Below are 22,223 nucleotides of genomic sequence, written 5' to 3' on the forward strand. Positions count from 1 at the left end.
TCCTTCACACCTATTGCCTTATTTGAGGCCTTTCACATTATTCGCATTAATTTCTAGCCCATGTTTTTTTGCAACTTCAGCGATTCGTTCATAGCGACTTAACTTCTCTACTTCAGCTTGTAATTCTTGATTTTCTTTTTGCTGCTGTACAATTTTTTCTTCTATCGTCGCTGCTTCTACATTAACTTGATAAAGGCCTGCTTTATTTCCAATAAACGCGACACAGGCATACAATAAAAAGCCAATAAACGCTACATACAACAGTTTTTCGATTCTTGTAATTTTCGCTTTAACCTTCGGCTTAGCCATCTGCTGTGGGGGCGTTTGAATTTGCACCTCTTCTTGCGCTTGTTGTTTGTACTTTACAGCTAAATTAGTCATACCTCTCTCTCCCTTTTATCGTTTTTCAGCGATTCTCAACTTCGCAGAACGCGCACGATTATTTTCTTCTAGCTCTATATCAGAAGGTAAAATCGGTTTTCTTGTAATAAGCTTTAATTTCGGCTTAAATTCATCAGGAATAATCGGTAATCCTGGTGGCAATTGTGGCGTTGTACTATTTCGCTTAAACGTTGTTTTACAAATACGATCTTCCAATGAATGGAATGTTATAACACTAACCCTTCCACCTGGCTTAACCATCTCAATAGCAGATTCCAATGCTTCTTCAAATACTTTTAATTCATCATTTACAGCTATACGAATTGCCTGAAACACCCGCTTAGCAGGATGCCCACCAGTTCTACGAGCAGGAGCCGGAATACCTTCTTTAATTAGCTCTACTAATTCTCCTGTCGTTTCAATAGCTTTATTCTCACGATAAGCTTCAATTTTTCTTGCAATTTGTTTTGAAAATTTCTCTTCACCGTATTGGAAGAAAATCCTTACAAGTTGTTCATATGACCAGCTATTTACAACATCATATGCTGTTAATGGGGCATCTTGATCCATCCGCATATCTAACGGTGCATCATGATGATAACTAAAGCCTCGCTCTGGTGTATCTAATTGTGGGGATGAAACACCTAAATCAAATAAAATACCGTCTACTTCTGTTATACCTATTTCTTGCAGTTTTTCAGCTAAATAACGGAAGTTACTCTTTACTGTTATAAACTGTTCACCGTATGAAGAGAACTTTTCTTTCGCGTTTTGAATCGCTATCTCATCTTGATCAAACGCTATTAATTTTCCACCTTCAGTTAATTGAGATAATAAATAAGAACTATGTCCTCCTCCCCCCAGTGTACAATCTACATATGTACCATCTGGCTTTATATCTAAGCCGTCTACTGTTTCCTTTAAAAGCACTGTTACGTGTTTAAACATTGTTGCACCTACTCTTTTTCCAATTAATTATGTTGAATGTATCCCTTCCTCTAAGCACATATTTCACGCTTAGAGAATGAAATAATACGAAAGAACGACTCATTTAACTTACCAACAAAGGCAACATACTATACAAATCGCTATTTTCTTTTATTATATACTAAATTTTATCATCTTTTGCGGGAATTTAAATAAAAAACTGTCGAAAAAGCGAATAATACGTTTACATTTTGTGCTATTTTGTCATATATTTAAGTATCCAACACAATTACCATATCCAACACTTTTTTGATTGATAATTCAGAAAAAAATCACTTCACAGTAAATTCAACGGAATAAAAATAAAATCCTGCTCCAAAGAGCAAGATTTTATAGTTTTATAACATGATGTTTTCCGTCCCAAGAAAAAGGGTTTTCCATTACACGATCAACGAAATCCAAACCAAACTGATTTAAATAATAACATACATTCCACACACGTTCTTGCGGCGCACCTAATGGACGAAGTGCGAATTGTATACGGCGGAATTTATTTAGCTGAACCTCATACTTTTTCTCAACATTTCTTTTCAACATTCTTTCCAGCAGTTCAATTTGTTCATTAATTTTCAATTCGTTTTTCCCTGCAAACGCACCTAATCCTGGCTCTATTTTCTTTACAAATTGCTGTAAAGATATATGAATATCGGCAATTTCTTTTTTCGCCTTTTCAAAATGATCATCAATCGGTTCCTCTACTCGATTAGACAACCAGTTTTCACGCAGTTTATCGACATCATTTAAAAACGGATCACTTTCTCTCAATTGCAGATCGAATAAATCTGTCGCTATATCTCTCTCCACATAAGTAATTGTAAGACGAGGAACGACAGGTGGCATTTGAAAACCGACAGTATGGAATACTTGTTGTAATTCACTCCAATAAGCTAATTCCCCTGGACCTCCAATAAATGCGAGCGTAGGAAATACATACTCTTGCATAAGAGGACGCGTTACAACATTATTACTAAAACGTGCCGGATTTCTCTCCATTTCTTCAATCAACTCTTCATATGAAAAGGAATGCGCCCCATCCTTTCCAACAAACTTACCTTGATGCTCTTCAAGCAATACTCGTTCATTATCTATTTCCATGAATATATGCACTGCATGAGACTTCGTTTCAATAATCGGTTTGTATCCTAGTTCTTTAATTACTTCCTGCTGATTACGAAGCCCCTCTTGCACCTCTTTATACTTACTTATAATTCGCTTAAAAAATGGAATTTCTAACTTTCTTAATTCAGGATGATGTGAATCAACAAGGATTAAACCAGAATTAGCAAAGATTTTCGTAATAAGATGAGCAAAGAAATCTACATACGTATTCGATTTTTTCAAAGCATCATCAACAAATTTTAATACATCCTTTGTAAAATTTGTTTCTGGGTATGTTTTAAAAATCTCTTCAATCCAACTTCTACAATCTTCAACAGAAAGTTCAGACTCAGAAGCACTCGCCTTTTTCGGATTACGATCATAAAAAATAGTTTTTTTCATCTTTTTATTTTTCGCTACAAAAGTATGGTTAATCTCATCCATATCATGATCTTCACCCGCAATCCAGAAGACAGGGACAACTTTAACCCCTAAACTTTCTTCCTTTTCCTTTGCAAGCTGTAAAATTGAAATAACTTTATGAATTGTATAAAGCGGTCCAGTTAATAACCCCGCTTGTTGTCCAGCTATAACAACATATGTATTTTCATCTCCAAGCGCTTTTACATTTTGAAGTGTAGATTCTCCCGCTTGTAATTTTGTATTATATTCTAATAAATGCGCTACTAAATCTTGGCGGAAAAACTCCCTTTCACGCAAATCATGTAAACGTTGTTTAAAAGCATCTTCTGTTAACATATAATCAAAACATGACTGTATCTCTTTTTTACCGTTCATATAGTCCGCTACAACACCTTGTTGCGGAACAGAGATTTCTTTTATCTCCATATAATTCTTCCTTTCGTATCCAGTTCTCTCACCAATCCACATTGTAGTCAATGTTTCACTTAAAAGCAAAGAATAACACTTATACTCTTGTTTCTAACCCCTTTATTGCATCGAACAAAAATTGAAGTGTCGGAACTGGTCGTTGCTGTTTCTTAGCCTCTTCTAATACATACCCAACAATCGCATTAATTTCCGTCTGTCTATTCGCTCTTACATCCGCTAACATAGAGGATGTATTACGAGACGTTCCTTCACACACATTTCGTACCATTTGCCATACCATTTCTTTTTCTCCTCTAATAAGAAATGCGACCTCCTGAAACACTTGCTCCATCATTTGATAAAAAAAACGATTCGTGATTAATTCACCATTCTTTACTCCCAATAACGCTGTCAACGGATTGATACATACATTTACTACTAATTTTTTGCGCATAATCTCTTCCCAATCTGTTTCTATTTGAACTGGAAAATAAGCAACAGGAAAAGAATGAAATATTTTTTTAAAATGTATAGATTGGCCACAAACCACTCCAAATCTCGTTACACCTACTCCAGTATGATGAACGATGTGCCCTCCCTCTTTTTTCGCACCATGTTCTACAATACCAACAGCTATATTTTCACTCCCTATTTGCAGCATCTTTGGGAGATGCGACATTCCGTTTTGCAAAAAGATTAATGATGATGCACCTTCCACAAACGGTAGTATGTCATCTATATGATATTGCTTCACAGCAATAAATATATAATCTAAATTTTGCGCTACCATACTTTCTATCGGTAAAACAGGCGGATATACTGTTTCCCATCTTCCATCTCTAATACAAGTTACACCTGTTTCATTTAATTCTTCAGCCTGCTTAGCTGTTCTTGTAAACAACGTAACATCTTGGTTACTTTTTTGTAAATAAAATGTATACAATAGACCAATAGCACCTGGTCCGACAATTCCAATTTTCATTTTCACACAAGGGATTCACATTAAGTGCCCTTGCCTCCCCCCTTTTTCATATCTTTTTAAAGTACATGAGCACGCCCTATAATTTCGTTGTCCTCTGCCAAACAAATACACTCTCATTTTTCACTATGTATATACTGCCTATTAATACACTTATACTCTTAGTTTAGCAAATCCTCAAAAAAATAATAAAAGAAATATACTATCTTCTTCATAAAAATAAAAAAATGAGTTATACTATTATTATAAATATTTTTACTTTTCTGCATTCAACGAGATAAGAAAAGGATGTGATGTAATGGGATTCCCAAAAGTTGAGCGCTTGCTCATCAATTATAAAACGTTAGATGAATTCAAAAAATTTAAAGGGTGCGGAGCCCAGGAACTATCTATGCTGGAAGAATTGCAAGCAAACATTATTGAAAACGACAGTGAATCTCCATTTTACGGTATTTATTATGGCGGATCACTAATCGCACGTATGAGTCTATATATGAAAAGAAACGGCGGAGAACCATTCGAAATTACAGGTCCTTACCTAGAACTTTATAAACTTGAAGTATTACCAACTTTTCAAAAACAAGGATTCGGACAAATGCTTGTAAATCATGCGAAACAACTGCAATTTCCTATTAAAACGATAGCGCGTATTCATTCAGCTGGTTTTTGGGATAAATTAAATTTCAGCCCCGTATCAGTAACTGATGGAGATTTTTATATTTGGCATCCAGAAACAAATTTGAATGCGGTTACAAATGAAGAATCGGCTTAAGAAATAAAAAAAACAGCTGTATAACAGCTGTTTTTTTATTTCTTAAGCTTCTCTAACTTCTCAGTCGAGCGAGCATTGTTTCTTTCCGCTACCATTACACTTCTTTTTTGATCGATATAATCAAGCAATGTTCTATACTCTTCCTCATATACTGATAATCGCTCCAGAAGACGCTCTCTTTCTGTTTGTAATGATTCAACTTGTTGTTGCAACACCGTTAAAGAGTTTTCATCTTTATAATTTTGCAAGAAATCAATAACATCATTCAACGTAATTGACGTAGGTTCTAACACTTTTGTCTCTTTCACTTCATAATTTTCTACTTTACGAAGTTGCTTCGCTTCCTCAATACGTTCTTTATATTGCTTTCTTACGTAAGAATTCCACCTAAATCCACATGCTGCTGGTGTACGAGATAAATTTTTCCCCACTTCCTTAAAGGCAGAAAGTTGTGTTCCACCTTCTCGAATATGCCGGAGTACTACTTCTGCCAGAAGCAAATCTTCATCATCAGTCCAAGCATCTTGTCTTGTTGTCGCCATTTCTCTAGTCCTCCCTATGCATTTTTTATTAAGCATATGCAGTTACTAGAAAAGATAGAATACAACAACTAAAGATTAAGACAAAAAAAATAAACGCAGAAGATATCTTCTGCGTTTATTTCCCTGCAATTACTTGCTGATTACTTCTTTACCTTTGTAAGTACCGCATGCTTTACATACACGGTGAGCTAATTTCGCTTCACCACAGCTTGGGCACTCTACCATACCAGGTACTGATAATTTGAAATGCGTACGACGCTTTCTTTTTACTGTTTTAGAAGTTCTTCTAAAAGGTACAGCCATTCTTCCCACCTCCTTAAAAGAAATAGTTATTTTCATATGAAGGCCTGAACCAGTCTTCCGATTATTTGTCAAAAAACTTTGCAAGTCCTGCCAATCTTGGATCAACAGTCTTTTCTTTGTCTTCTTCCGAAATCACTTGCCAGTCTTGACCTTGCGTCGGTGCTCCACCAGAAACATCATCACTGAAAATTTGCATTGGAATCTCCAAAAGTATATTTTCCTTGATTACGGGCAGTAAGTCAAGTACTTCTCCTTCTAAACAATGAATTTCAGCTTCAGTTTCAAATTCTTCTTGTGAAGTTTGGAACACCTCAGTTGTTTTAATGTCAAATGGTAATGTCACATCTACTAAAGAACGAGAACATGGTAAAACCATGCTTCCAGTTATGTGTAGATGAAACGTAAACTTACCGGAGCCAAAATCAACTCTTCCCGTTACATGAACAGGATTAATTTCACGAATATCTTTCTCGACCTCTTTTAGCTCACTTACATCTACCATCTCATCCAATGTCAATCCTTTATTTCTCAATTTATTCAATTGATGGATGGACCATTTCATATCATATCACCTCAAGGCAACAAACAAAATTATAGCTAGCCATTTTATATTTGTCAATGTTTTTTCTTTACACTATAATGAAGTCATCATAGTAAATAATATATAGAGTATCACGTTTTTCAAAAAGATGCTACATCGAAAGGAGAGATTACCATAAAAGCTGGTGGTATTGTTGTTGAATATAACCCTTTTCATAACGGTCATCTTTATCATGTGCAAGAGACAAAAAAGTTAACACAATCCGATATAATAATTGCCGTTATGAGTGGTCCTTTTTTACAGCGTGGTGAGCCCGCACTCATTTCCAAATGGTATCGCACTAAAATGGCCTTAGCAAACGGCGTAGACCTTGTTGTAGAGCTTCCATACGTCTTTGCAACACAAAAGGCTGAAACCTTCGCAAATGGTGCTATTTCCATTTTAAATGCCCTACGTGTTTCTGAAATTTGTTTCGGTAGTGAGGATGGACAAATCGAAAATTTTTATAATACCATCTCCGTACAAAAAAACGAAGAAGAGACTTTTAACTGCCTTGTAAAACAATTCATGGACGCTGGAAATAGTTATGCAAAAGCAACATCGGATGCTTTCTCACACATTTTAACATCCGAAAAAAACATAGATATGTCACAACCAAATAATATTTTAGGCTTCCAATATATTAAAGCAATTCTGTCACAAAATAGCTCTATACAAGCTCAAACTATAAAAAGATTCGCCTCTCATTATCATGATGAAACATTTAATGACCAACATATTGCAAGCGCGACAAGCATTCGGAAACAACTCTTTAGCGAAGAAGGATCATTTACAACAATTGAACCTTTTCTCCCACAGGCAACCACTTCGCTTTTAGCAAATTACAAACAAAACTACGGGATATTACATAATTGGGAACAATACTTTTCATTTTTTAAATATAAACTCATGACGATGTCTTCAGGAGACTTACGACATATATATGAAATAGAAGAAGGTTTAGAGCATCGTATTTTATCAAAAATACAAAACAGTTCCTCCTTCTATTCATTCATGGAAGCATTAAAAACAAAACGCTATACATGGACTAGACTACAAAGAGCTTGTACACACATTTTAACAAACACAACAAAAGAGGAAATACGTAGCGCAAATATAGAACAACATGCACCATATATCCGCCTGCTAGGCATGTCACAAAAAGGACAAACTTATCTTTCAAAAAACAAGAAAAAAATCGAACTTCCAATCCTTACTCATACAAAAACATTTGACCATGCTGCTTTAGATATAGAGAAAAAAGCAAACTCTGTATATTTCTCCATCATGCACGAACCGTTACGCACGCAACTATTAAAACAGGATATAACACACCATCCTATTCGCTATGATGAAACAACTACAAAATTCCTATAAAAAACCTCTCTATTTCAGAGAGGCTTTTTCCTTATCCATCTTTTCTAAATATGTTAACGCATCATCCAGCGTATCCACTGGTACAATTTTCATTTTTGTTTTAATGTCCTTTGCAGTCTCAAGTGCATCTTTATAGTTCGATTTCTCCGCTCCTTTTTCATTTGGCGCAAAGAACACCTCAGCCCCAGCATCGCTAGCAGCCACCACTTTTTGATTTATACCACCAATCGGGCCAACTTCTCCTTTTTCATTAATTGTACCTGTTCCAGCTATTTCATGTCCTTTTGTTAAGTCTTCTTCCACAAGTTGATTATATATTTCTAATGTGAACATTAAACCTGCGGATGGTCCACCAATTTCATGAGAATTAATTTTCACTTTCGGATCGACCACTAATTCTCTTTCCGTAACGATAGAAACACCTATACCGACACGTCCATTCCCATTAGGAATCGTCTTTACATTTAAATTTTCTTTCAATTGTTTTCCATTTCTCATGTACTCAATACTTACAGCATCGCTTTCTTTTTTCCCAGTCATATATTCAATAAATTGCTCCGTCTTTTCAAATGTTTTTCCATCAACAGCTATAATAACATCACCAAGCTTAAGCTTTCCTTCTGACGGCATTCCTTTTGCCACACCAGCAACTAATACACCTTTATTTTCAAAAGAAACGGAGCGATTTGCACGTTTATATGCATTATAAATTGCTGCATTTTGTGAATCTTTCATCGCATAATTTTGGCGAAATTGATATTCTTCATTACTCTCACCTTTTTGCAATATTTCTTCCGCTTTTGAAATATGTGTATATTTATTAAACTGTGCCGCTATTAAATTCACCACATTTGCTGGTCCCATTGAAACCGTAACAAGCATAAAATCACCAGATTCTTTCGTTCCACCCTCAACTTGAACGTAAGGCTCTAATTTGGCAGCCATTCCTGGTTTTGTTACATAATACGGTAAACGCACGTAAACAAGTAACATCGCCAATATAACCCCTATTAAGATTGCATATATAAACCGAAAACGCTTAAACATTATGTTTCTCCTTCCACTGCTCAATTAATAAATAAATATTTGAAACATGTTTTTCCGCTTCTACTTCTCCAACTCGAATAATGTCTTCAATGTTTGTAAAAGCACGTGAACTAAATTGCTCTACAGCTGGTCGCATCATTAAATCCGATGCAATTTGCCGATTCATTACAAGCTCATGCTGCATAATTTCTATACTTTGCATGATTACGTCATAAATGGACGTAACATCGCCATTCACCTTAATTGGAGACACATCCACAGCGATAACAATATCGGCCCCTAATTCTTTCACAACCGATACTGGGATACGATCAATAACCCCACCATCCACTAATAATCGTCCATCTATTTTTTCTGGTACAAACACTCCAGGAACAGATATGCTAGCCCTCACCGCATCTGCAACTGGTCCACTTGTAAAAACCACTTTTTCCCCCTTCAATATGTCAGTAGCCACAACAGCCGTTGGGATATCTAACTCTTCTAAATTTTTATTATATGTAAACATTTTAATCATATCTTTGACACGTTTTCCAGCAATAAATCCCATTTTCGGTACCGTGAAATCTAAATAATACTTCCGCTTGAAAACAGATGCCAATTTATACAATCTTTCAACGTTACTACTTGCCGCATAAAACGTACCTATTAGTGCCCCCATACTACTTCCTGCAATCATATGAATAGGGATACCAGCTTCCCTTAAAACCTTTATTACACCAATATGAGCAAACCCTTTCGCTCCTCCAGACCCAAGTGCTAAACCAATCTTTGGTTCTTTCATTTTTCTCACCCTTTAATTTTTTTCATTCCTTTTTCATACTTATGGTCTAAATTCACTACGTATCCACGTATACTGAAATGAACGTTTTTTGGGACAAAGGGGGATTTACTTACATGTATGAAAAATGGAAAACCGCTTTCCTTACCATATCAACGCTTTTTTTAACCTTTTCTCTTGTACTCCACCCCCAAGCCGCTTTACAAGCTTCTATTCGCGGGTTAAATATATGGTGGGAAGTTGTATTCCCTTCACTACTACCGTTTTTCATCATTGCGGAACTTCTAATTAGTATCGGTGTTGTAAAATTTATTGGCGTTATATTAGAACCACTCATGCGCCCACTTTTTCGCGTTCCAGGGATAGGTGGATTCGTTTGGGCAATGGGAATGGCTTCAGGTTTCCCTGCAGGCGCCAAACTAAGCGCTAGACTACGAAAAAGCAACCTTTTAACTCAGATTGAAGCGGAGCGCCTCGTTTCTTTCACAAATTCTTCTAATCCACTTTTTATTTTCGGTGCTGTGTCTATCGGTTTTTTTAATAATCCGAAATTAGGGATTATATTAGCGGCTGCCCATTATTTAAGTAACTTTGCTGTCGGATTAATTATGCGTTTTTACGGCCATAATACCGCTTACAAAAATAATACACACACTACAAAAAAACGCCGCTTTCAAAACCCTTTTTTAATTCTTCACGAGACACGCTTACAAGAAAAAAGACCAATCGGTAAATTACTTGGGGATGCTATCGTTTCTTCTATTCAAACATTACTTATGATTGGCGGATTTATTATTTTATTCTCTGTGTTAAATAAAATGATTACTGTATTCCACATTACAGCAGCTCTTTCTTTTATTATGCAACATATTTTATCATTCTTCCAACTAAGTACAGATTTTAGTATACCTATATTATCAGGTGTTTTCGAAATGACACTCGGAAGCCAAATGATTAGTCAAATAAATGAAACACCCCTCTTACAACAAGCTATGGTAACAAGCTTCATTTTAGCATTTAGCGGTCTTTCTATTCAGGCACAAGTTGCTAGCATATTAGCTGAAACAGACATCCGATTTAAACCCTATTTTTTCGCACGAATTATTCAAAGTATTCTTGCCCCTATTTTTACATTTATATTTTGGACACCATTTTATGAGAAAGTAAGTTCTTTCTCACCTATGCAAAAAGATATTCCTGTATTTTTATCCAAGCATCCTTCTATACTACATGAAATTTGGACATCTTTTATACATTACGGACCAATTTTCACATTATTTTGTCTATATTTATATGTTATTTTATTATTTTTTCGCACGTATAAAGAAAAACCCCGTTCACTTTAACGGGGTTTGAAACTTTTCTTTTAAAGCACGCTCTACAATAGGAGGCACAAGATCTACTACACTGCCTCCATACCTCGCAACTTCTTTCACAATACTCGAGCTTAAAAATGAATATTGGTTGTTTGTCATAATAAAAAATGTTTCAATATTTTCATCTAATTTTCGATTCATAGAAGTAATTTGCATCTCATATTCAAAATCAGAAACTGCTCGTAAACCACGTAATATTGCATTTGCATTACGCATTTTTGCATACTCTACTAACAGCCCACTATGCGAATCTACTTTTACATTCGGGATATCCTTTGTCGCTTCTCGAATTAGTTCTAATCGCTCTTCAACTGAAAAGAATGGTTTTTTAGATGAATTGTTTAAAACGACTACGTACACCTCATCAAATACTTTTGCTCCCCTTTTAATAATATCCAGATGCCCAAGGGTAATTGGATCAAAACTTCCTGAAGAAATAGCTATACTTGTCATTCTGTCCCCTCACCTTCATACTTATAAATCGATATTGCAGTAATCCCATAATTCTCAGCTCGTACTTTTACAAGCTTTCCTATTGAATCAGGTAAAACCACATCATTACCATGCTCTGCCATAATTAATCCATCACTATGTAGCAATCCATGTTGATCCATTACACTAATTAAAGATACAATTTTTTGCTCTTTATATGGTGGGTCTATTAATATAAGATCGAATGACATTTCACGTTTTATAAGCGCCTTTACTGCACGTTCCGCATCATTTCGATATACTTCAGCTTGTTCCTGTATTCTACAACTTTCTAAATTTTGATGAATTACTTTTATCGCTTTACTATCCCTATCAACAAAAATCGCTTTATCGATCCCTCTGCTCAAAGCCTCAATTCCAAGGCCACCACTACCACCAAATAAATCAAGGGCGATACCACCATCAAAATAAGGACCTATCATATTAAAAATAGATTCTTTTACTTTATCTGTCGTTGGACGTGTTGTATTACCAGGAACCGCTTTAAGTGGGTGTCCTTTACATTTTCCTGAAACTACTCTCATCTGTTGTCACTACCTTTATTTCAATCTATCGAGCGATTATAGAAAGCCATTCCCACTTCGGTAACCGTTAACAAATTACATTCACCAAAATATTAGAAAACTTAGCATCAAATAACCACTCATTATTTTTATGTATTCATCTCATCATTCACTAATATGAATCCAATATGTATATTAGTTCCACTTTATCTTTTTTATCCTATCACAAAATAAAAAAAAGAAAAATAAAAAGCCTGACATAAAATTTAATTTCATTATGTATATCTTCATTTAGATTGGACATAAATAATTATAACAACATCACCTTCGATGTTGTTGCCAACCGCGGAGAAGACTTACGTTTCCCCATAAGTTCTTCCTCCGGTTTCTCCTCTCCCTTTGCCTTCTTACTAGTACATGCTAGTATAAGAAGGGCCCTGCTATGCAGGGTTTTTTTTCTTTGTGTGCTTTTCATTTAAAAAGTGAAATGGTACAGTAAAAGAAAGAGGAGGAAAAAATATGATTCAACGCTTTATAGAACTCGGAGAAGGCTACTCTGATTTATATGAATTACTTGAAATTGCCAAAACAAATCAAGAACGTATAGCACATATGTTACAATTTGAAACGATAAAAAACGATAAAAAAGTGTGTTCGCTTGTTGTAATATTAAAACCAACTACTACTGGTGATTTCCAACCATTATACATATGTCGTGAAGGCATTCCTGTATTTGAAAATAAAAAAAGTAAACGTGTCATTTTATTTGAAGAAACGGCAGAGCAACTCGGAAAAAAAGTGGCTACTTTTACTGTAAAGCCATCTACAACTTTCCCAGAAAAAGAACTATTTTTTAATCATTTAATTGGTATTTTACGAATGAACAATTTCATTCCTCCGATGAAATAACACTTTATTTCAATTAAAAAATCCCCCGCTAAATTTAGCAGGGGATTTTTTCTATTAGCTATAATCGTATTCTTTTGCTCGATCAGGACGGGAATTTTCAAATTCCGTTTTTAAATACGGGCGATACGACTGTTCTATCTTTTTCACAAAAGGAAGTTTGTTCAATTTATGCATCATATGCTCAATTTGTTCCATGTCACAATATACTACAGCATATTTTAATCGTTTTGATATGTAATGTATGTTACCATATTTCCTTAAAATCTTGGCATGTTTCAATGAATGTAAATAAACAATCATACTTTGTCGTTGCCCGAACATAATCTTCTCCATCTTCTCCTTTTAAAAACATATATTTTATATTCTATGAAAACCAATCAGAAATTTATAACATTACAGGACAAACTCTGTATACGTTTTCTTCCAACTTCTAAAAAACGGGGTACATCACCCCGTTTTTTTACAACCACAACCTCCGCCAGTACCACAACCTCCACCACAGCCACCAGCATCAAAGAATGGATTCCCTGTTGGCACTTTAATGGAAGAAGACACTTCCGAACCGATTGCTACACTAACTTCATCTAATAACTTCTGCAAAGCAGTTTCTGCTCTTTTAAAAGCTGCAACCTTATCATGTAAGTCCACAGAACGCTTTAATTCTCTCATTTTCATCGATACGGTAGTGTAGTCAGGATGGTATTTTCCAAAACGCTGTACTTCCTCATACCGTTCTTTCATCGCTGTAAATTGCTGAATTAACGTCTGAAGTTCCATATCTTCATGTAATTCTCTATAATACTTACGATAATCTTCTGCTATATCTGAACAGATAATCGCTTTTGCAAGCTGCTCTGCCTTATCTAATATTAATACGCTTTCTAGCGTCGCTACAATCATGAGAGACACCTCCGAGTATCCATCATACCACATTTAGATTAGAACTACTAATTGAAGTGACTTACTCAAAAGAAAGATATAATGAAACTATTTTCACACTATATCCGTACACACTTATACATTAATATGTTCCGCTATATTATATTTAAGAACATCCCATTTCCCACTATTTTGTTTCACATAACTAATACACGCATTTTTTAATGGTGTCTTAAATGTAATTTCATCTGGTTCAATGGCATGTAAAATTGCTTTTATCGCGTGTGAGTGAGCAACAATAATAATACGTTTGCCAAAATGAGTTGTTGCAACATCTTCTAAAGCAGCAAAGCAACGAGCTACAATCTCTTCATCTTGCTCCATACCTTCTACTTTACCCTCAGCAATCAACTCTCTAACAGTAGCAACTGGCTTCCCTGAAGCTTCTCCAAAATTCCGTTCAACAAATCGATCATCTAATAAAATCGATTGTAATCCAGCCGCCTTTGCGATTTCATTAGCCGTTTCTTGCGCTCTAATTAACGGGCTACTTATAATGATATCCCACGTTTCTTCTTGTAAAGCAGCTGCACTTTGACTCGCTTGCTTCTTACCAACTTCATTAAGCGGAATATCTTCTCGCCCCTGAATAATTTCTTGAAAATTCCAATCAGTTTGTCCATGTCGTACTAAACAAATTTCCGTCATGCTGCAACTCCTTTTTAAATAATCAATCTCTATTGTAACAAAAGTTCTGCATGACGGACATATTTTTCACTTGTAATTAGGTTGCATTTTGTTGCTTCATATACTGAAACATATCAATCATGATCGAAGCAACAGCCAATTGATTTTGAAATTTTTCCACTTTATCTGGTATTGTTTTTTTGAAATGTTGCATCGCCGCTAACTCAAAAGCCTCTTTTTCCTCAGGATTTCGTGTTAATTTTCTATACCAGTACGGTTGCTCTCTAATATAGCGAGATAAATCCTCATCAGCCTTTATAAACTCCATAATTTCTGCTCTCATCATCTTTCCCCCTAATCCTTTTGAAAGAAAAACGGGTTATTTTCTGAAGTACTTTGTTCTTGCTGCGTACGGTTACCTTGAAATTGCTGAATAACTTGTTGCACGCTCCCAATAGCACTCGTCACATTAGCTAAATGGTTCTGCATTTGTTCCACGTCCAACTTTTTAAAAAAAGAAAGCATTTGCCCCATCACATCAGCAGTTTTTTCCTCTTCAGTTCGATTATCTTTTTCTTTTTTATTTTCTTTTACCGAAGAAAACACAGGCGCTCCATCCGGTCTATAAGTTGCCCATATTGGATCTTCTTCACCAAGTAAGTACCATTCTTCATAAAATTGTTGCCAAGTTTTGTGACCACTTCTAACCTCATGAACCATTTTAGGGTGATGGTTTACAAATTCTTTAAACTGTTGAACCGATGGATGTAACGGCCCTTTTGTTGTTGGCATAATCCTCACCTCTCCATGTATATCTACTATATAGTAAGAAAAAAAAGGCGCATGGTTCGCCTATTTTTAGACGATTCATGCACCTTTTTTTCTGCTATTTGCATACGGTCAGATTCCCACCTACAATTCAGTGAATACGAAGTAAATAATTAGGTGATGTAACACCCCATTGCTTACAGTTTCGCTTTATTTTCGAATAAAGTTTTGTGTATAAAATTTATCGTATACACCAACACCTAATCCTGTAAATTGTTCATTTAATAAATTCTTTCTATGCCCCTCACTATTTAACCAACCTTGCACTGCCGCAATTCCATCACTATGTTGCGCCGCTATGTTCTCACCAGCAAGTTGAAATCCTACTTTCCCGCGCTGCAAACGATCTCCTAGCGTACCTAATGTAGGTGAGTCATGAGAAAAATAATTATTGTCTTTCATATCTTTACTATGACCAACAGCAACATCTGCCGTTTCCTGATCCCATGTTAATAATGGTAATTTATGACGATTTCGAATGATATTTGTTAAATCAAAAATTTGTTGCATATTCCCATTTTCTACTTGTTTTATCTTTTCTGGAGTCAATGGTTGTTCTGCTATTAATTCACCTGAATAAACGAGCTGATATGGTCTTTGGCGTAATAAAGTTTCATCATCCATATAACGAACACCCACAAGCTCATGTGTAAATTGATCAAAATACAATTGCGCCCATCCATCTTCTACAGGTATTAACGGTTGTTCCATGACTTCGGTATCAGATAGTTCAAATTGATAACTATTTTTCCCTCTTTTTAATGAAATTTCATGCGAAAGCGGACTTTTTTTATATACTTCTTCATATTTTTCATTTATATAATAAGGTGGAACCTTAACTTGTTCACCAGCAGCGTACGCCGTTATAACTTTACGTTCAGAAACTCCGAATTGAACATACTGAGTTAAATCCTGATTGTATACCCACCATTCATATCCGTATGCAGATGGCTCTATTCGAGAGGGTTCTCCCCACTTCGCTAATAAATTTTCAGAGTCTTCACCAATCATATTTAAAACAGTGTCTGAGGAGTCTTCCTTAATTTGCTTTTTCTTTTTCACAATTTTATTTTCTTGCTTTGATTGAGATGGGGTTAATATATATTGTGAAACGAGTAATTTCCCGTATAAATCAACAGCTAAAATTAAAATTGTAATCATTACGATACGCAATAATTTCTTCAAACGATATACCTCCTGAACAAAACATAAAATTGAGATATACACAAATCCTTTTCTTTCTTTTTGTGTGTACCGTACTCTTTTCACTATATCATATTTTTGTGAAAAAAGTCTGGATTATCCCTTTTCTCTCAATATGAATTGCACTTTCTTATTATTCATACTATTATAAAAATAATGGTGTAACATTAAAAAAGGAGGTATTATATGCAATTTACAAATACGAAATTTAATGGAGCCGTCGTTGAATTAACTCTTTTAACTGAAATCATGGAAAACAACCACTTCGTACTTGCTGGACAGTGGGATTATGAACGGGTTACATACGATTATAAATTTGAAATATTAAATGATGTTTATTATTTGCGAGTGCAAGGAGTTGCTGTTGAAGGTGACATCGGCAGTAGACACGCTGAAGTAAAACTACTCCCTCCCTTATTAGGAAAACATTATTATCCTCACGGCGTTGAATATGGCGATGATGAGACTTTCCCAACGAATGTACTTCAAAAAAGTGAACAACTCCTACAAAATGTCGAAAAAGAGTTAAAAGAACTTCAAATTATTGATTAACAAAAACAAGCGCATCAATATGATGCGCTTGTTTTATTTCCCTTCCCTAAGAATGAATCGTTTTTTTTACTGGATATCCATAAATAGATCCATCTTTTACTTTAATCTCATCTTCCCAAGGAACCTTATATTTACCTTCAGCTAAATCTTTTACAAACGTATATGGGTTTTCTTTCACCCCACCAGGAGTTGCTACATATCCTCTTGAACCTAGATTATATATATTATTTTCTAATCCCCATCCTAATCTAGCCTGATCTGCTAGTTCTGGATATACTTCAGCAGTAACAATCTCCCAAGGATTTCGATGCCCCTGTACTAAAGTAGTCCCATCAAAATTACATACTTGTCCTTCACCAAAGTAATAAAATACACCATCATAACCCGCTAAGTTTACCGACAATGTATACATTAAATTCTGCCATGCATTTGAACGATTGGTTAGCATCCATTGTTCACTAACTTGTGTGCTATACCCAGAAATACGAATCAAGACATTTGCACCTTTATAGGCTGCTTCACGAGCTACTTCAGGGAACATGCCATCATGACAAATACAAACAGCTAATTTACTTCCTCCAGGTCCATCACAAACAGGTAAGCCTAAATCTCCAGCTTTCCAAGGCTCGACTGGCACCCAAGGATTTAGCTTACGATACTTCAAAATCATTTCACCTTGTGGATCAATAATAACTGCTGTATTATATGGCTCTCCACCATCAGGGTTTTTTTCCATTATTGAAAAAACACCATATAATTTAGATTCCTTACATGCCTCAGCAAATAAGTCTGTTTCTGGCCCAGGCACTGTACATAAAAATTCTTCTGTAGTCCATTTTTTTGTATTGAGCCCTTGTGTACTATATTCAGGAAATACTATCAATTCTAATCCTGGGTAACCTGATTTGGTCGAATGAATTGTTTTTATGATTTGTTGAATTTGTTTATCAATGTCTGCACGTGACTCTACTACTGGTACTGGATATTGAATTAGCGCTGTCAAAAAACCACTAATCGGCTTTACCATACTTCCACTACTACCCATTTAAATTCCCCCTTAAAATAGTTCGTATTTATTAAAGATAACAATATATATTTGTAACTCTCTAAAAAACTTGCACTACATATGGAATTATTACGTATGAAAGCTAGTAGTAAATTTTATATCCACTTTTAGTACACGCCTACACTAACTTAACATAAATAATTAGAAAATTCAATCTTTTGTAAAAAGCTAAAACTAAAAAAGAAAAAGCGTATGGAATCCCATACACTTTTTTTACTTAGTTTGTAAATACGGCGGCAATTGTTGTAACTGCTCCTTATCCTTTTCACGTTCTCTACGTGCCCATCTAAAGAATACATAGCCTATAATTGTACCGTACACTATTTCCTGGACAATTTTCATTATGATACCACCAGTTTGCTGGTCTTGTACTACTGGCATCCAGTGCAAAAATTCCGGTCCCGTTATATTTAAATCTGATAAAGTGCCCGCTGGTACACATAGTTCCATCGCTTTCATCCAAGCAGCCGGATCCGTATACGTTGCAAATAACGGGGCTGTCGCAAAAATTATTAACGCACAAGCTGGCGTTAATAATATACCATTAGCAAACATGTAACCAAGTTTCTTTATATCACTTAACGTTTGATATTCTGGTAATGGATTTAACATCGGCCACCACATCATGATTGCTGTAAAAAACAATATAGCGAGACAAATAGGATGAGCAATTTGACTTTGTTTTACCGTATCAAAAACAACTGGTAAATGATAAAAAGAAAACAGGCCGTTAAATACAAACAACGCAATAAGTGGTTTAGCAAATACCTTTAATATAATTTGAACGAACTTAAAAGAAGTAATGTAACGATATAACCAAGTTGGTATACCAAGCAACAGTAACGGTGGAACTGCAATATACATGACTGCCATTTCAAACATATGAGCACTAAATATAATATGGCCAATTAAATCAATAGGCCCTCCCTTTACAAAATACAAAAGAACAATACCAGTCGTAAAATAAAAAATTTGCTTCTTACTTACCTTCGTCGCATTTTCAAATCGCATTCTATAAGGTCCAATAATTAAGAAGTACCCAATAAGAATCGAAAGCATAAATAATAAAAAAATTGGACTCCATAAAGCCTGAAAACCAAATATCCACAAGTTACTCATTTTCACACCTACCTTCGTAAGGTTATCCCATAATATGAAGAGGGAGCTGTGACAACACAAGCTCCCTTATATTTCACTTTTCAAATCCACACAATTGTCATAAAAGCTAAAATTGTAATTAACCCTATTAGCAGGCCAGAGTAAAGAAAGAAACTTGCTGCTTCATGTCCTTTATGGCTCATATGCATAAAATAATACAATTGAAAAATTACTTGTACCACTGCTAATAGTAAAATAAATGGCACAGAGAAAGTCGGACTAAAAGTTTTTGGGTACGCCACTGCTACAAATGCAACTAATGTTAAAAAAATCATTAATGCAAACGTAATAACTTGATGCTTCATTTCCTCCGCACTTTTTCTCTTCCGATAAACAAGATCAACTTTAGGATTATTCGTTTGCTTTATCGCCATTGTTTATCCCACCATTCCCATTAAATATACTACAGTGAAAATAAACACCCAAACTACGTCAATAAAGTGCCAATAAATTGATGCAACATAAAACTTCGGTGCATTGTATAAATTTAGACCTCTCTTCGCATTTCTAAAGATTAATGTTAAAATCCAACACAACCCAAACAATACGTGGAGTCCATGTGTACCAACAAGAGCATAAAATGCAGAGCCAAACGCACTACTTCTCATAGTATGCTTAAATTCATGTGTATAATGATAAAACTCATATATCTCAAACCCTAAAAATCCTAAACCTAGCAATACAGTTACTAGTAACCAAAGTTGCATTTTCTTAAAGTTAAAGTTTTTCATGTGATACATCGCATATACACTTGTTAAGCTACTCGTTAATAAAAGCATCGTCATAATGAAAACGAGTGGCATTTGGAACATTTCTTGAGATGTTGGTCCACCATTTGTAGAATTCTTTAATGCTAAATATGTTCCGAATAAGGAAGCGAACAACACTGTTTCGCCTCCAAGAAATAACCAAAAACCGACAAACTTATTTTTCCCTTCAAGGGTTGCTTTTTCAGGCTCTGCTGGAAATGTTTCATTCGTTAATTTTTCATCTACATGCATTATGCCTTGCCCCCCTTATCATCTAAATCTTCCTTATGAATATGGTATCCATGATCATCGATTACTGAACGTAGGAACATTGCGCCAAATGTAATGATTAAACCAATAATTGCTACTAATAACCAGAACTTATCTTTTCCGCCCTGCATATACATTGCACCAAATGCCGCTATAAACAATCCGAAAGAAATGACAAATGGTGAAAACGAAGGATTTGGCATATGAATATCACCAATTGGTTCCGCTGCTGTCATCTCTTTATTACCTTCACGTTTTTCAATCCAAAACGGATCTAATCCGCGAACAAATGGTAGTTGTTTAAAGTTATATTCTGGTGTCGGTGCTGGCATCGTCCATTCTAATGTACGTGCATCCCACGGATCACGACCAGCTTTTTCTTTTGATACTGTCGTTTTAATTACATTGAATAGAAGAACAATCGTCCCAAGAGCCATAAACACCGCTCCGATAGAACTAATCATATTCCCCATTTCCAACCCTTGCCCTTCAAGATATGTGTAGTAACGGCGTGGCATACCAATCAAGCCAAGGAAATGCTGAATAAAGAACGTTAAATGGAAACCGATAAAGAATAGCCAAAACGTTATCTTTCCTAATGTTTCATTTAATACTTTATTAAACATCAGTGGCCAATAATAATGAGCTCCTGCAAGTAAACCAAATACAACACCGCCAACGATTACATAATGAAAATGTGCTACTACGAAATAGTTATCATGAAATTGATAATCAGCTGGTGCAGATGCTAGCATAACCCCTGTAACTCCCCCCATTACGAATGATGGAATGAAAGCTACTGCCCACATCATCGGTGTCGTAAAACGAATATTTCCGCCCCACATTGTAAAGAGCCAGTTGAATATTTTGATACCAGTCGGAACCGCAATCGCCATTGTTGCAACTGAGAAAATAGCATTAGCAACTGGACCAAGTCCAACAGTAAACATATGATGCGCCCATACCATAAATCCTAAAAATCCAATTAATACAGTCGCAAACACCATCGATGAATAACCAAACAATCGTTTTTTCGAAAATGTCGCGAAGATTTCTGAGAATATTCCGAAAGCTGGGAGTATAAGAATGTATACTTCTGGATGACCGAAAATCCAGAATAAATGCTCCCATATAATTGTATTCCCACCCAATGCTGGATTAAAGAAACTTGTTCCAAATAAACGATCTAACATTAAAAGTCCTAATCCTACAGTTAACGGTGGAAAAGCGAATAATATAAGCGAAGATGTTACAAATGTCGTCCATGTAAACATCGGCATACGCATATACGTCATTCCTGGCGCACGCATATTAATAATGGTGACAAGGAAGTTAATCCCTCCAATTAATGTACCAATACCTGAGATTTGCAAACCGAGTACATAGAAATCAACACCATGACCTTTAGAAGCTAAAGCTAAAGATGCATAAGATGTCCATCCTGCATCAGGTGCTCCACCTAAAAACCAACTTAAATTTAAAAATACTCCACCAAAGAAAAATAACCAAAATCCGAGTGAATTCAAAAACGGGAACGCTACATCACGTGCACCAATTTGAAGTGGTACAGCGGCGTTCATAAATGCAAACACGAGTGGCATAGCTGCGAGGAAAATCATTGTTGTACCGTGCATCGTCAATACTTGATTATAAGCATCCCCAACAAGAAAAGCGTTGTTAGGAATCGCTAATTGAAGGCGAATAAATAGAGCTTCTATTCCGCCTATTACAAAAAACAATCCACCTGCAATTAAATAGAGAATGGCAATCTTTTTATGGTCTACTGTCGTTAAATAATCCCATATGACAGCACCCATCCCCTGTTTTTTTGCTACAGAACTCACGTTTTCAACCTCCCCTTCGCGAATAATCC

Annotated in this window: 27 protein-coding genes; 5 read left to right on the top strand and 22 right to left on the bottom strand. The window is 35.5% G+C overall.

Annotated features, from left to right (window positions below):
• Positions 1-18: 18 nt before the first annotated feature.
• From ftsL to panE, 4 genes are all read right to left on the bottom strand, one after another.
• A complete protein-coding gene (gene ftsL, locus ACS2FK_RS01180) occupies positions 19-381 on the bottom strand; it encodes a cell division protein FtsL (protein ID WP_000182804.1) in 363 nt (120 codons plus the stop codon).
• Between the two features lie 15 nt (positions 382-396).
• Complete coding sequence (gene rsmH / locus ACS2FK_RS01185; protein ID WP_000472508.1) at positions 397-1,329, bottom strand: 16S rRNA (cytosine(1402)-N(4))-methyltransferase RsmH; 933 nt, start codon at positions 1,327-1,329, stop codon at positions 397-399.
• Positions 1,330-1,698: 369 nt separating this feature from the next.
• Complete coding sequence (gene bshC, locus ACS2FK_RS01190; protein WP_000403042.1) at positions 1,699-3,315, bottom strand: bacillithiol biosynthesis cysteine-adding enzyme BshC; 1,617 nt, start codon at positions 3,313-3,315, stop codon at positions 1,699-1,701.
• A gap of 79 nt (positions 3,316-3,394) precedes the next feature.
• Positions 3,395-4,279 carry a 2-dehydropantoate 2-reductase gene (panE, locus tag ACS2FK_RS01195; protein ID WP_014482115.1) on the bottom strand — a complete coding sequence of 295 codons (885 nt, stop codon included), beginning with the start codon at positions 4,277-4,279 and terminating at the stop codon, positions 3,395-3,397.
• 295 nt (positions 4,280-4,574) lie between these two features.
• Between panE and ACS2FK_RS01200 the strand changes: the two genes are divergently transcribed.
• Entirely contained in the window at positions 4,575-5,048 is a 474-nt protein-coding gene (locus tag ACS2FK_RS01200) for an N-acetyltransferase (RefSeq protein ID WP_000506690.1), read from the top strand.
• Positions 5,049-5,083: 35 nt separating this feature from the next.
• On the opposite strand, the gene ACS2FK_RS01205 is transcribed toward ACS2FK_RS01200, so the two are convergent.
• The 3 genes from ACS2FK_RS01205 to ACS2FK_RS01215 all read right to left on the bottom strand — a co-directional run bounded on the left by ACS2FK_RS01205 (position 5,084) and on the right by ACS2FK_RS01215 (position 6,455).
• Positions 5,084-5,590 (bottom strand): RsfA family transcriptional regulator, encoded by a 507-nt coding sequence (locus ACS2FK_RS01205; RefSeq protein ID WP_000246469.1) that lies wholly within the window; start codon positions 5,588-5,590, stop codon positions 5,084-5,086.
• Positions 5,591-5,719: 129 nt separating this feature from the next.
• Entirely contained in the window at positions 5,720-5,893 is a 174-nt protein-coding gene (rpmF, locus tag ACS2FK_RS01210) for a 50S ribosomal protein L32 (RefSeq protein WP_001984764.1), read from the bottom strand.
• A gap of 61 nt (positions 5,894-5,954) precedes the next feature.
• Positions 5,955-6,455 (bottom strand): YceD family protein, encoded by a 501-nt coding sequence (locus ACS2FK_RS01215; RefSeq protein WP_000872146.1) that lies wholly within the window; start codon positions 6,453-6,455, stop codon positions 5,955-5,957.
• A gap of 213 nt (positions 6,456-6,668) precedes the next feature.
• Here ACS2FK_RS01215 and ACS2FK_RS01220 point away from each other — a divergent pair, with 213 nt between their 5' ends.
• On the top strand, positions 6,669-7,850 hold the full coding sequence (locus ACS2FK_RS01220) for a nucleotidyltransferase (protein WP_063548507.1): 1,182 nt from the start codon (positions 6,669-6,671) through the stop codon (positions 7,848-7,850).
• Between the two features lie 9 nt (positions 7,851-7,859).
• Here the strand turns inward: ACS2FK_RS01220 and ACS2FK_RS01225 are convergent, their stop codons facing one another.
• Entirely contained in the window at positions 7,860-8,897 is a 1,038-nt protein-coding gene (locus ACS2FK_RS01225; RefSeq protein ID WP_000476314.1) for a SepM family pheromone-processing serine protease, read from the bottom strand.
• Complete coding sequence (locus tag ACS2FK_RS01230; RefSeq protein WP_000662590.1) at positions 8,890-9,681, bottom strand: patatin-like phospholipase family protein; 792 nt, start codon at positions 9,679-9,681, stop codon at positions 8,890-8,892. The genes ACS2FK_RS01225 and ACS2FK_RS01230 overlap by 8 nt, the downstream gene beginning before the upstream one ends.
• A gap of 113 nt (positions 9,682-9,794) precedes the next feature.
• Between ACS2FK_RS01230 and ylbJ the strand changes: the two genes are divergently transcribed.
• Positions 9,795-11,024, top strand: coding sequence for a sporulation integral membrane protein YlbJ (ylbJ, locus tag ACS2FK_RS01235; protein WP_000273089.1), 1,230 nt, complete (start codon positions 9,795-9,797; stop codon positions 11,022-11,024).
• Here the strand turns inward: ylbJ and coaD are convergent.
• Both coaD and rsmD read right to left on the bottom strand, forming a co-directional pair.
• Complete coding sequence (gene coaD, locus ACS2FK_RS01240) at positions 11,016-11,507, bottom strand: pantetheine-phosphate adenylyltransferase (protein ID WP_000200601.1); 492 nt, start codon at positions 11,505-11,507, stop codon at positions 11,016-11,018. The two genes, ylbJ and coaD, sit on opposite strands and share 9 nt — an antisense overlap.
• Positions 11,504-12,070: a 16S rRNA (guanine(966)-N(2))-methyltransferase RsmD gene (gene rsmD / locus ACS2FK_RS01245; RefSeq protein ID WP_001266976.1), complete on the bottom strand. Its 567-nt coding sequence runs from the start codon at positions 12,068-12,070 to the stop codon at positions 11,504-11,506. The genes coaD and rsmD overlap by 4 nt, the downstream gene beginning before the upstream one ends.
• 498 nt (positions 12,071-12,568) lie before the next feature.
• Here rsmD and ACS2FK_RS01250 point away from each other — a divergent pair, with 498 nt between their 5' ends.
• Complete coding sequence (locus ACS2FK_RS01250) at positions 12,569-12,958, top strand: DUF7147 family protein (RefSeq protein ID WP_000616017.1); 390 nt, start codon at positions 12,569-12,571, stop codon at positions 12,956-12,958.
• Between the two features lie 54 nt (positions 12,959-13,012).
• Here the strand turns inward: ACS2FK_RS01250 and ACS2FK_RS01255 are convergent, their stop codons facing one another.
• The 6 genes from ACS2FK_RS01255 to ACS2FK_RS01280 form a co-directional block, all read right to left on the bottom strand.
• Entirely contained in the window at positions 13,013-13,279 is a 267-nt protein-coding gene (locus tag ACS2FK_RS01255) for a YlbG family protein (protein ID WP_002082261.1), read from the bottom strand.
• Between the two features lie 126 nt (positions 13,280-13,405).
• The gene (locus tag ACS2FK_RS01260; protein WP_000634366.1) at positions 13,406-13,858 is read right to left on the bottom strand and encodes a YlbF family regulator; all 453 of its coding nucleotides are present in this window, start codon (positions 13,856-13,858) and stop codon (positions 13,406-13,408) included.
• A gap of 114 nt (positions 13,859-13,972) precedes the next feature.
• Positions 13,973-14,545: a histidine phosphatase family protein gene (locus ACS2FK_RS01265; protein WP_000134944.1), complete on the bottom strand. Its 573-nt coding sequence runs from the start codon at positions 14,543-14,545 to the stop codon at positions 13,973-13,975.
• 76 nt (positions 14,546-14,621) lie between these two features.
• A complete protein-coding gene (locus tag ACS2FK_RS01270) occupies positions 14,622-14,867 on the bottom strand; it encodes a YlbE-like family protein (RefSeq protein WP_001200990.1) in 246 nt (81 codons plus the stop codon).
• Positions 14,868-14,878: 11 nt separating this feature from the next.
• Positions 14,879-15,316, bottom strand: a complete 438-nt coding sequence (locus tag ACS2FK_RS01275; protein ID WP_053563738.1) for a YlbD family protein — start codon at positions 15,314-15,316, stop codon at positions 14,879-14,881.
• Between the two features lie 186 nt (positions 15,317-15,502).
• Positions 15,503-16,537: a CAP domain-containing protein gene (locus ACS2FK_RS01280; protein ID WP_063548509.1), complete on the bottom strand. Its 1,035-nt coding sequence runs from the start codon at positions 16,535-16,537 to the stop codon at positions 15,503-15,505.
• A 204-nt stretch (positions 16,538-16,741) separates the two neighbouring features.
• Between ACS2FK_RS01280 and ACS2FK_RS01285 the strand changes: the two genes are divergently transcribed.
• Entirely contained in the window at positions 16,742-17,107 is a 366-nt protein-coding gene (locus tag ACS2FK_RS01285) for a YugN family protein (protein WP_001160949.1), read from the top strand.
• Positions 17,108-17,153: 46 nt separating this feature from the next.
• On the opposite strand, the gene ACS2FK_RS01290 is transcribed toward ACS2FK_RS01285, so the two are convergent.
• From ACS2FK_RS01290 to ctaD, 5 genes are all read right to left on the bottom strand, one after another.
• The gene (locus ACS2FK_RS01290) at positions 17,154-18,152 is read right to left on the bottom strand and encodes a formamidase (protein WP_063548511.1); all 999 of its coding nucleotides are present in this window, start codon (positions 18,150-18,152) and stop codon (positions 17,154-17,156) included.
• A 234-nt stretch (positions 18,153-18,386) separates the two neighbouring features.
• Complete coding sequence (gene ctaG, locus ACS2FK_RS01295) at positions 18,387-19,292, bottom strand: cytochrome c oxidase assembly factor CtaG (protein ID WP_000069031.1); 906 nt, start codon at positions 19,290-19,292, stop codon at positions 18,387-18,389.
• A gap of 80 nt (positions 19,293-19,372) precedes the next feature.
• The gene (gene ctaF, locus ACS2FK_RS01300; protein WP_000985703.1) at positions 19,373-19,705 is read right to left on the bottom strand and encodes a cytochrome c oxidase subunit IVB; all 333 of its coding nucleotides are present in this window, start codon (positions 19,703-19,705) and stop codon (positions 19,373-19,375) included.
• 3 nt (positions 19,706-19,708) lie between these two features.
• On the bottom strand, positions 19,709-20,332 hold the full coding sequence (ctaE, locus tag ACS2FK_RS01305; protein WP_000557861.1) for a cytochrome c oxidase subunit III: 624 nt from the start codon (positions 20,330-20,332) through the stop codon (positions 19,709-19,711).
• The gene (gene ctaD / locus ACS2FK_RS01310; RefSeq protein WP_170924972.1) at positions 20,332-22,167 is read right to left on the bottom strand and encodes a cytochrome c oxidase subunit I; all 1,836 of its coding nucleotides are present in this window, start codon (positions 22,165-22,167) and stop codon (positions 20,332-20,334) included. The genes ctaE and ctaD overlap by 1 nt, the downstream gene beginning before the upstream one ends.
• Between the last annotated feature and the right edge of the window lie 56 nt (positions 22,168-22,223).

Origin of the sequence: Bacillus cereus group sp. BceL220 (genome assembly GCF_051776965.1) — a bacterium.
Classification (GTDB): domain Bacteria; phylum Bacillota; class Bacilli; order Bacillales; family Bacillaceae_G; genus Bacillus_A; species Bacillus_A cereus.

What these genes read in the sequence shown, in the direction of transcription:
- ACS2FK_RS01255 (WP_002082261.1), bottom strand. Translation starts at nt 13,279, where the DNA reads ATGTTCGGGCAACGACAAAGTATGATTGTTTATTTACATTCATTGAAA.
- ACS2FK_RS01285 (WP_001160949.1), top strand. Translation starts at nt 16,742, where the DNA reads ATGCAATTTACAAATACGAAATTTAATGGAGCCGTCGTTGAATTAACT.
- ACS2FK_RS01250 (WP_000616017.1), top strand. Translation starts at nt 12,569, where the DNA reads ATGATTCAACGCTTTATAGAACTCGGAGAAGGCTACTCTGATTTATAT.
- ACS2FK_RS01230 (WP_000662590.1), bottom strand. Translation starts at nt 9,681, where the DNA reads ATGAAAGAACCAAAGATTGGTTTAGCACTTGGGTCTGGAGGAGCGAAA.
- coaD (WP_000200601.1), bottom strand. Translation starts at nt 11,507, where the DNA reads ATGACAAGTATAGCTATTTCTTCAGGAAGTTTTGATCCAATTACCCTT.
- ACS2FK_RS01205 (WP_000246469.1), bottom strand. Translation starts at nt 5,590, where the DNA reads ATGGCGACAACAAGACAAGATGCTTGGACTGATGATGAAGATTTGCTT.
- ftsL (WP_000182804.1), bottom strand. Translation starts at nt 381, where the DNA reads ATGACTAATTTAGCTGTAAAGTACAAACAACAAGCGCAAGAAGAGGTG.
- bshC (WP_000403042.1), bottom strand. Translation starts at nt 3,315, where the DNA reads ATGGAGATAAAAGAAATCTCTGTTCCGCAACAAGGTGTTGTAGCGGAC.
- rsmH (WP_000472508.1), bottom strand. Translation starts at nt 1,329, where the DNA reads ATGTTTAAACACGTAACAGTGCTTTTAAAGGAAACAGTAGACGGCTTA.
- ACS2FK_RS01200 (WP_000506690.1), top strand. Translation starts at nt 4,575, where the DNA reads ATGGGATTCCCAAAAGTTGAGCGCTTGCTCATCAATTATAAAACGTTA.
- ACS2FK_RS01275 (WP_053563738.1), bottom strand. Translation starts at nt 15,316, where the DNA reads ATGCCAACAACAAAAGGGCCGTTACATCCATCGGTTCAACAGTTTAAA.
- rpmF (WP_001984764.1), bottom strand. Translation starts at nt 5,893, where the DNA reads ATGGCTGTACCTTTTAGAAGAACTTCTAAAACAGTAAAAAGAAAGCGT.
- ACS2FK_RS01225 (WP_000476314.1), bottom strand. Translation starts at nt 8,897, where the DNA reads ATGTTTAAGCGTTTTCGGTTTATATATGCAATCTTAATAGGGGTTATA.
- ctaG (WP_000069031.1), bottom strand. Translation starts at nt 19,292, where the DNA reads ATGAGTAACTTGTGGATATTTGGTTTTCAGGCTTTATGGAGTCCAATT.
- ACS2FK_RS01265 (WP_000134944.1), bottom strand. Translation starts at nt 14,545, where the DNA reads ATGACGGAAATTTGTTTAGTACGACATGGACAAACTGATTGGAATTTT.
- ctaF (WP_000985703.1), bottom strand. Translation starts at nt 19,705, where the DNA reads ATGGCGATAAAGCAAACGAATAATCCTAAAGTTGATCTTGTTTATCGG.
- ACS2FK_RS01215 (WP_000872146.1), bottom strand. Translation starts at nt 6,455, where the DNA reads ATGAAATGGTCCATCCATCAATTGAATAAATTGAGAAATAAAGGATTG.
- ylbJ (WP_000273089.1), top strand. Translation starts at nt 9,795, where the DNA reads ATGTATGAAAAATGGAAAACCGCTTTCCTTACCATATCAACGCTTTTT.
- ctaE (WP_000557861.1), bottom strand. Translation starts at nt 20,332, where the DNA reads ATGCATGTAGATGAAAAATTAACGAATGAAACATTTCCAGCAGAGCCT.
- ACS2FK_RS01270 (WP_001200990.1), bottom strand. Translation starts at nt 14,867, where the DNA reads ATGAGAGCAGAAATTATGGAGTTTATAAAGGCTGATGAGGATTTATCT.
- rsmD (WP_001266976.1), bottom strand. Translation starts at nt 12,070, where the DNA reads ATGAGAGTAGTTTCAGGAAAATGTAAAGGACACCCACTTAAAGCGGTT.
- ctaD (WP_170924972.1), bottom strand. Translation starts at nt 22,167, where the DNA reads ATGGGTGCTGTCATATGGGATTATTTAACGACAGTAGACCATAAAAAG.
- panE (WP_014482115.1), bottom strand. Translation starts at nt 4,279, where the DNA reads ATGAAAATTGGAATTGTCGGACCAGGTGCTATTGGTCTATTGTATACA.
- ACS2FK_RS01260 (WP_000634366.1), bottom strand. Translation starts at nt 13,858, where the DNA reads ATGATTGTAGCGACGCTAGAAAGCGTATTAATATTAGATAAGGCAGAG.
- ACS2FK_RS01290 (WP_063548511.1), bottom strand. Translation starts at nt 18,152, where the DNA reads ATGGGTAGTAGTGGAAGTATGGTAAAGCCGATTAGTGGTTTTTTGACA.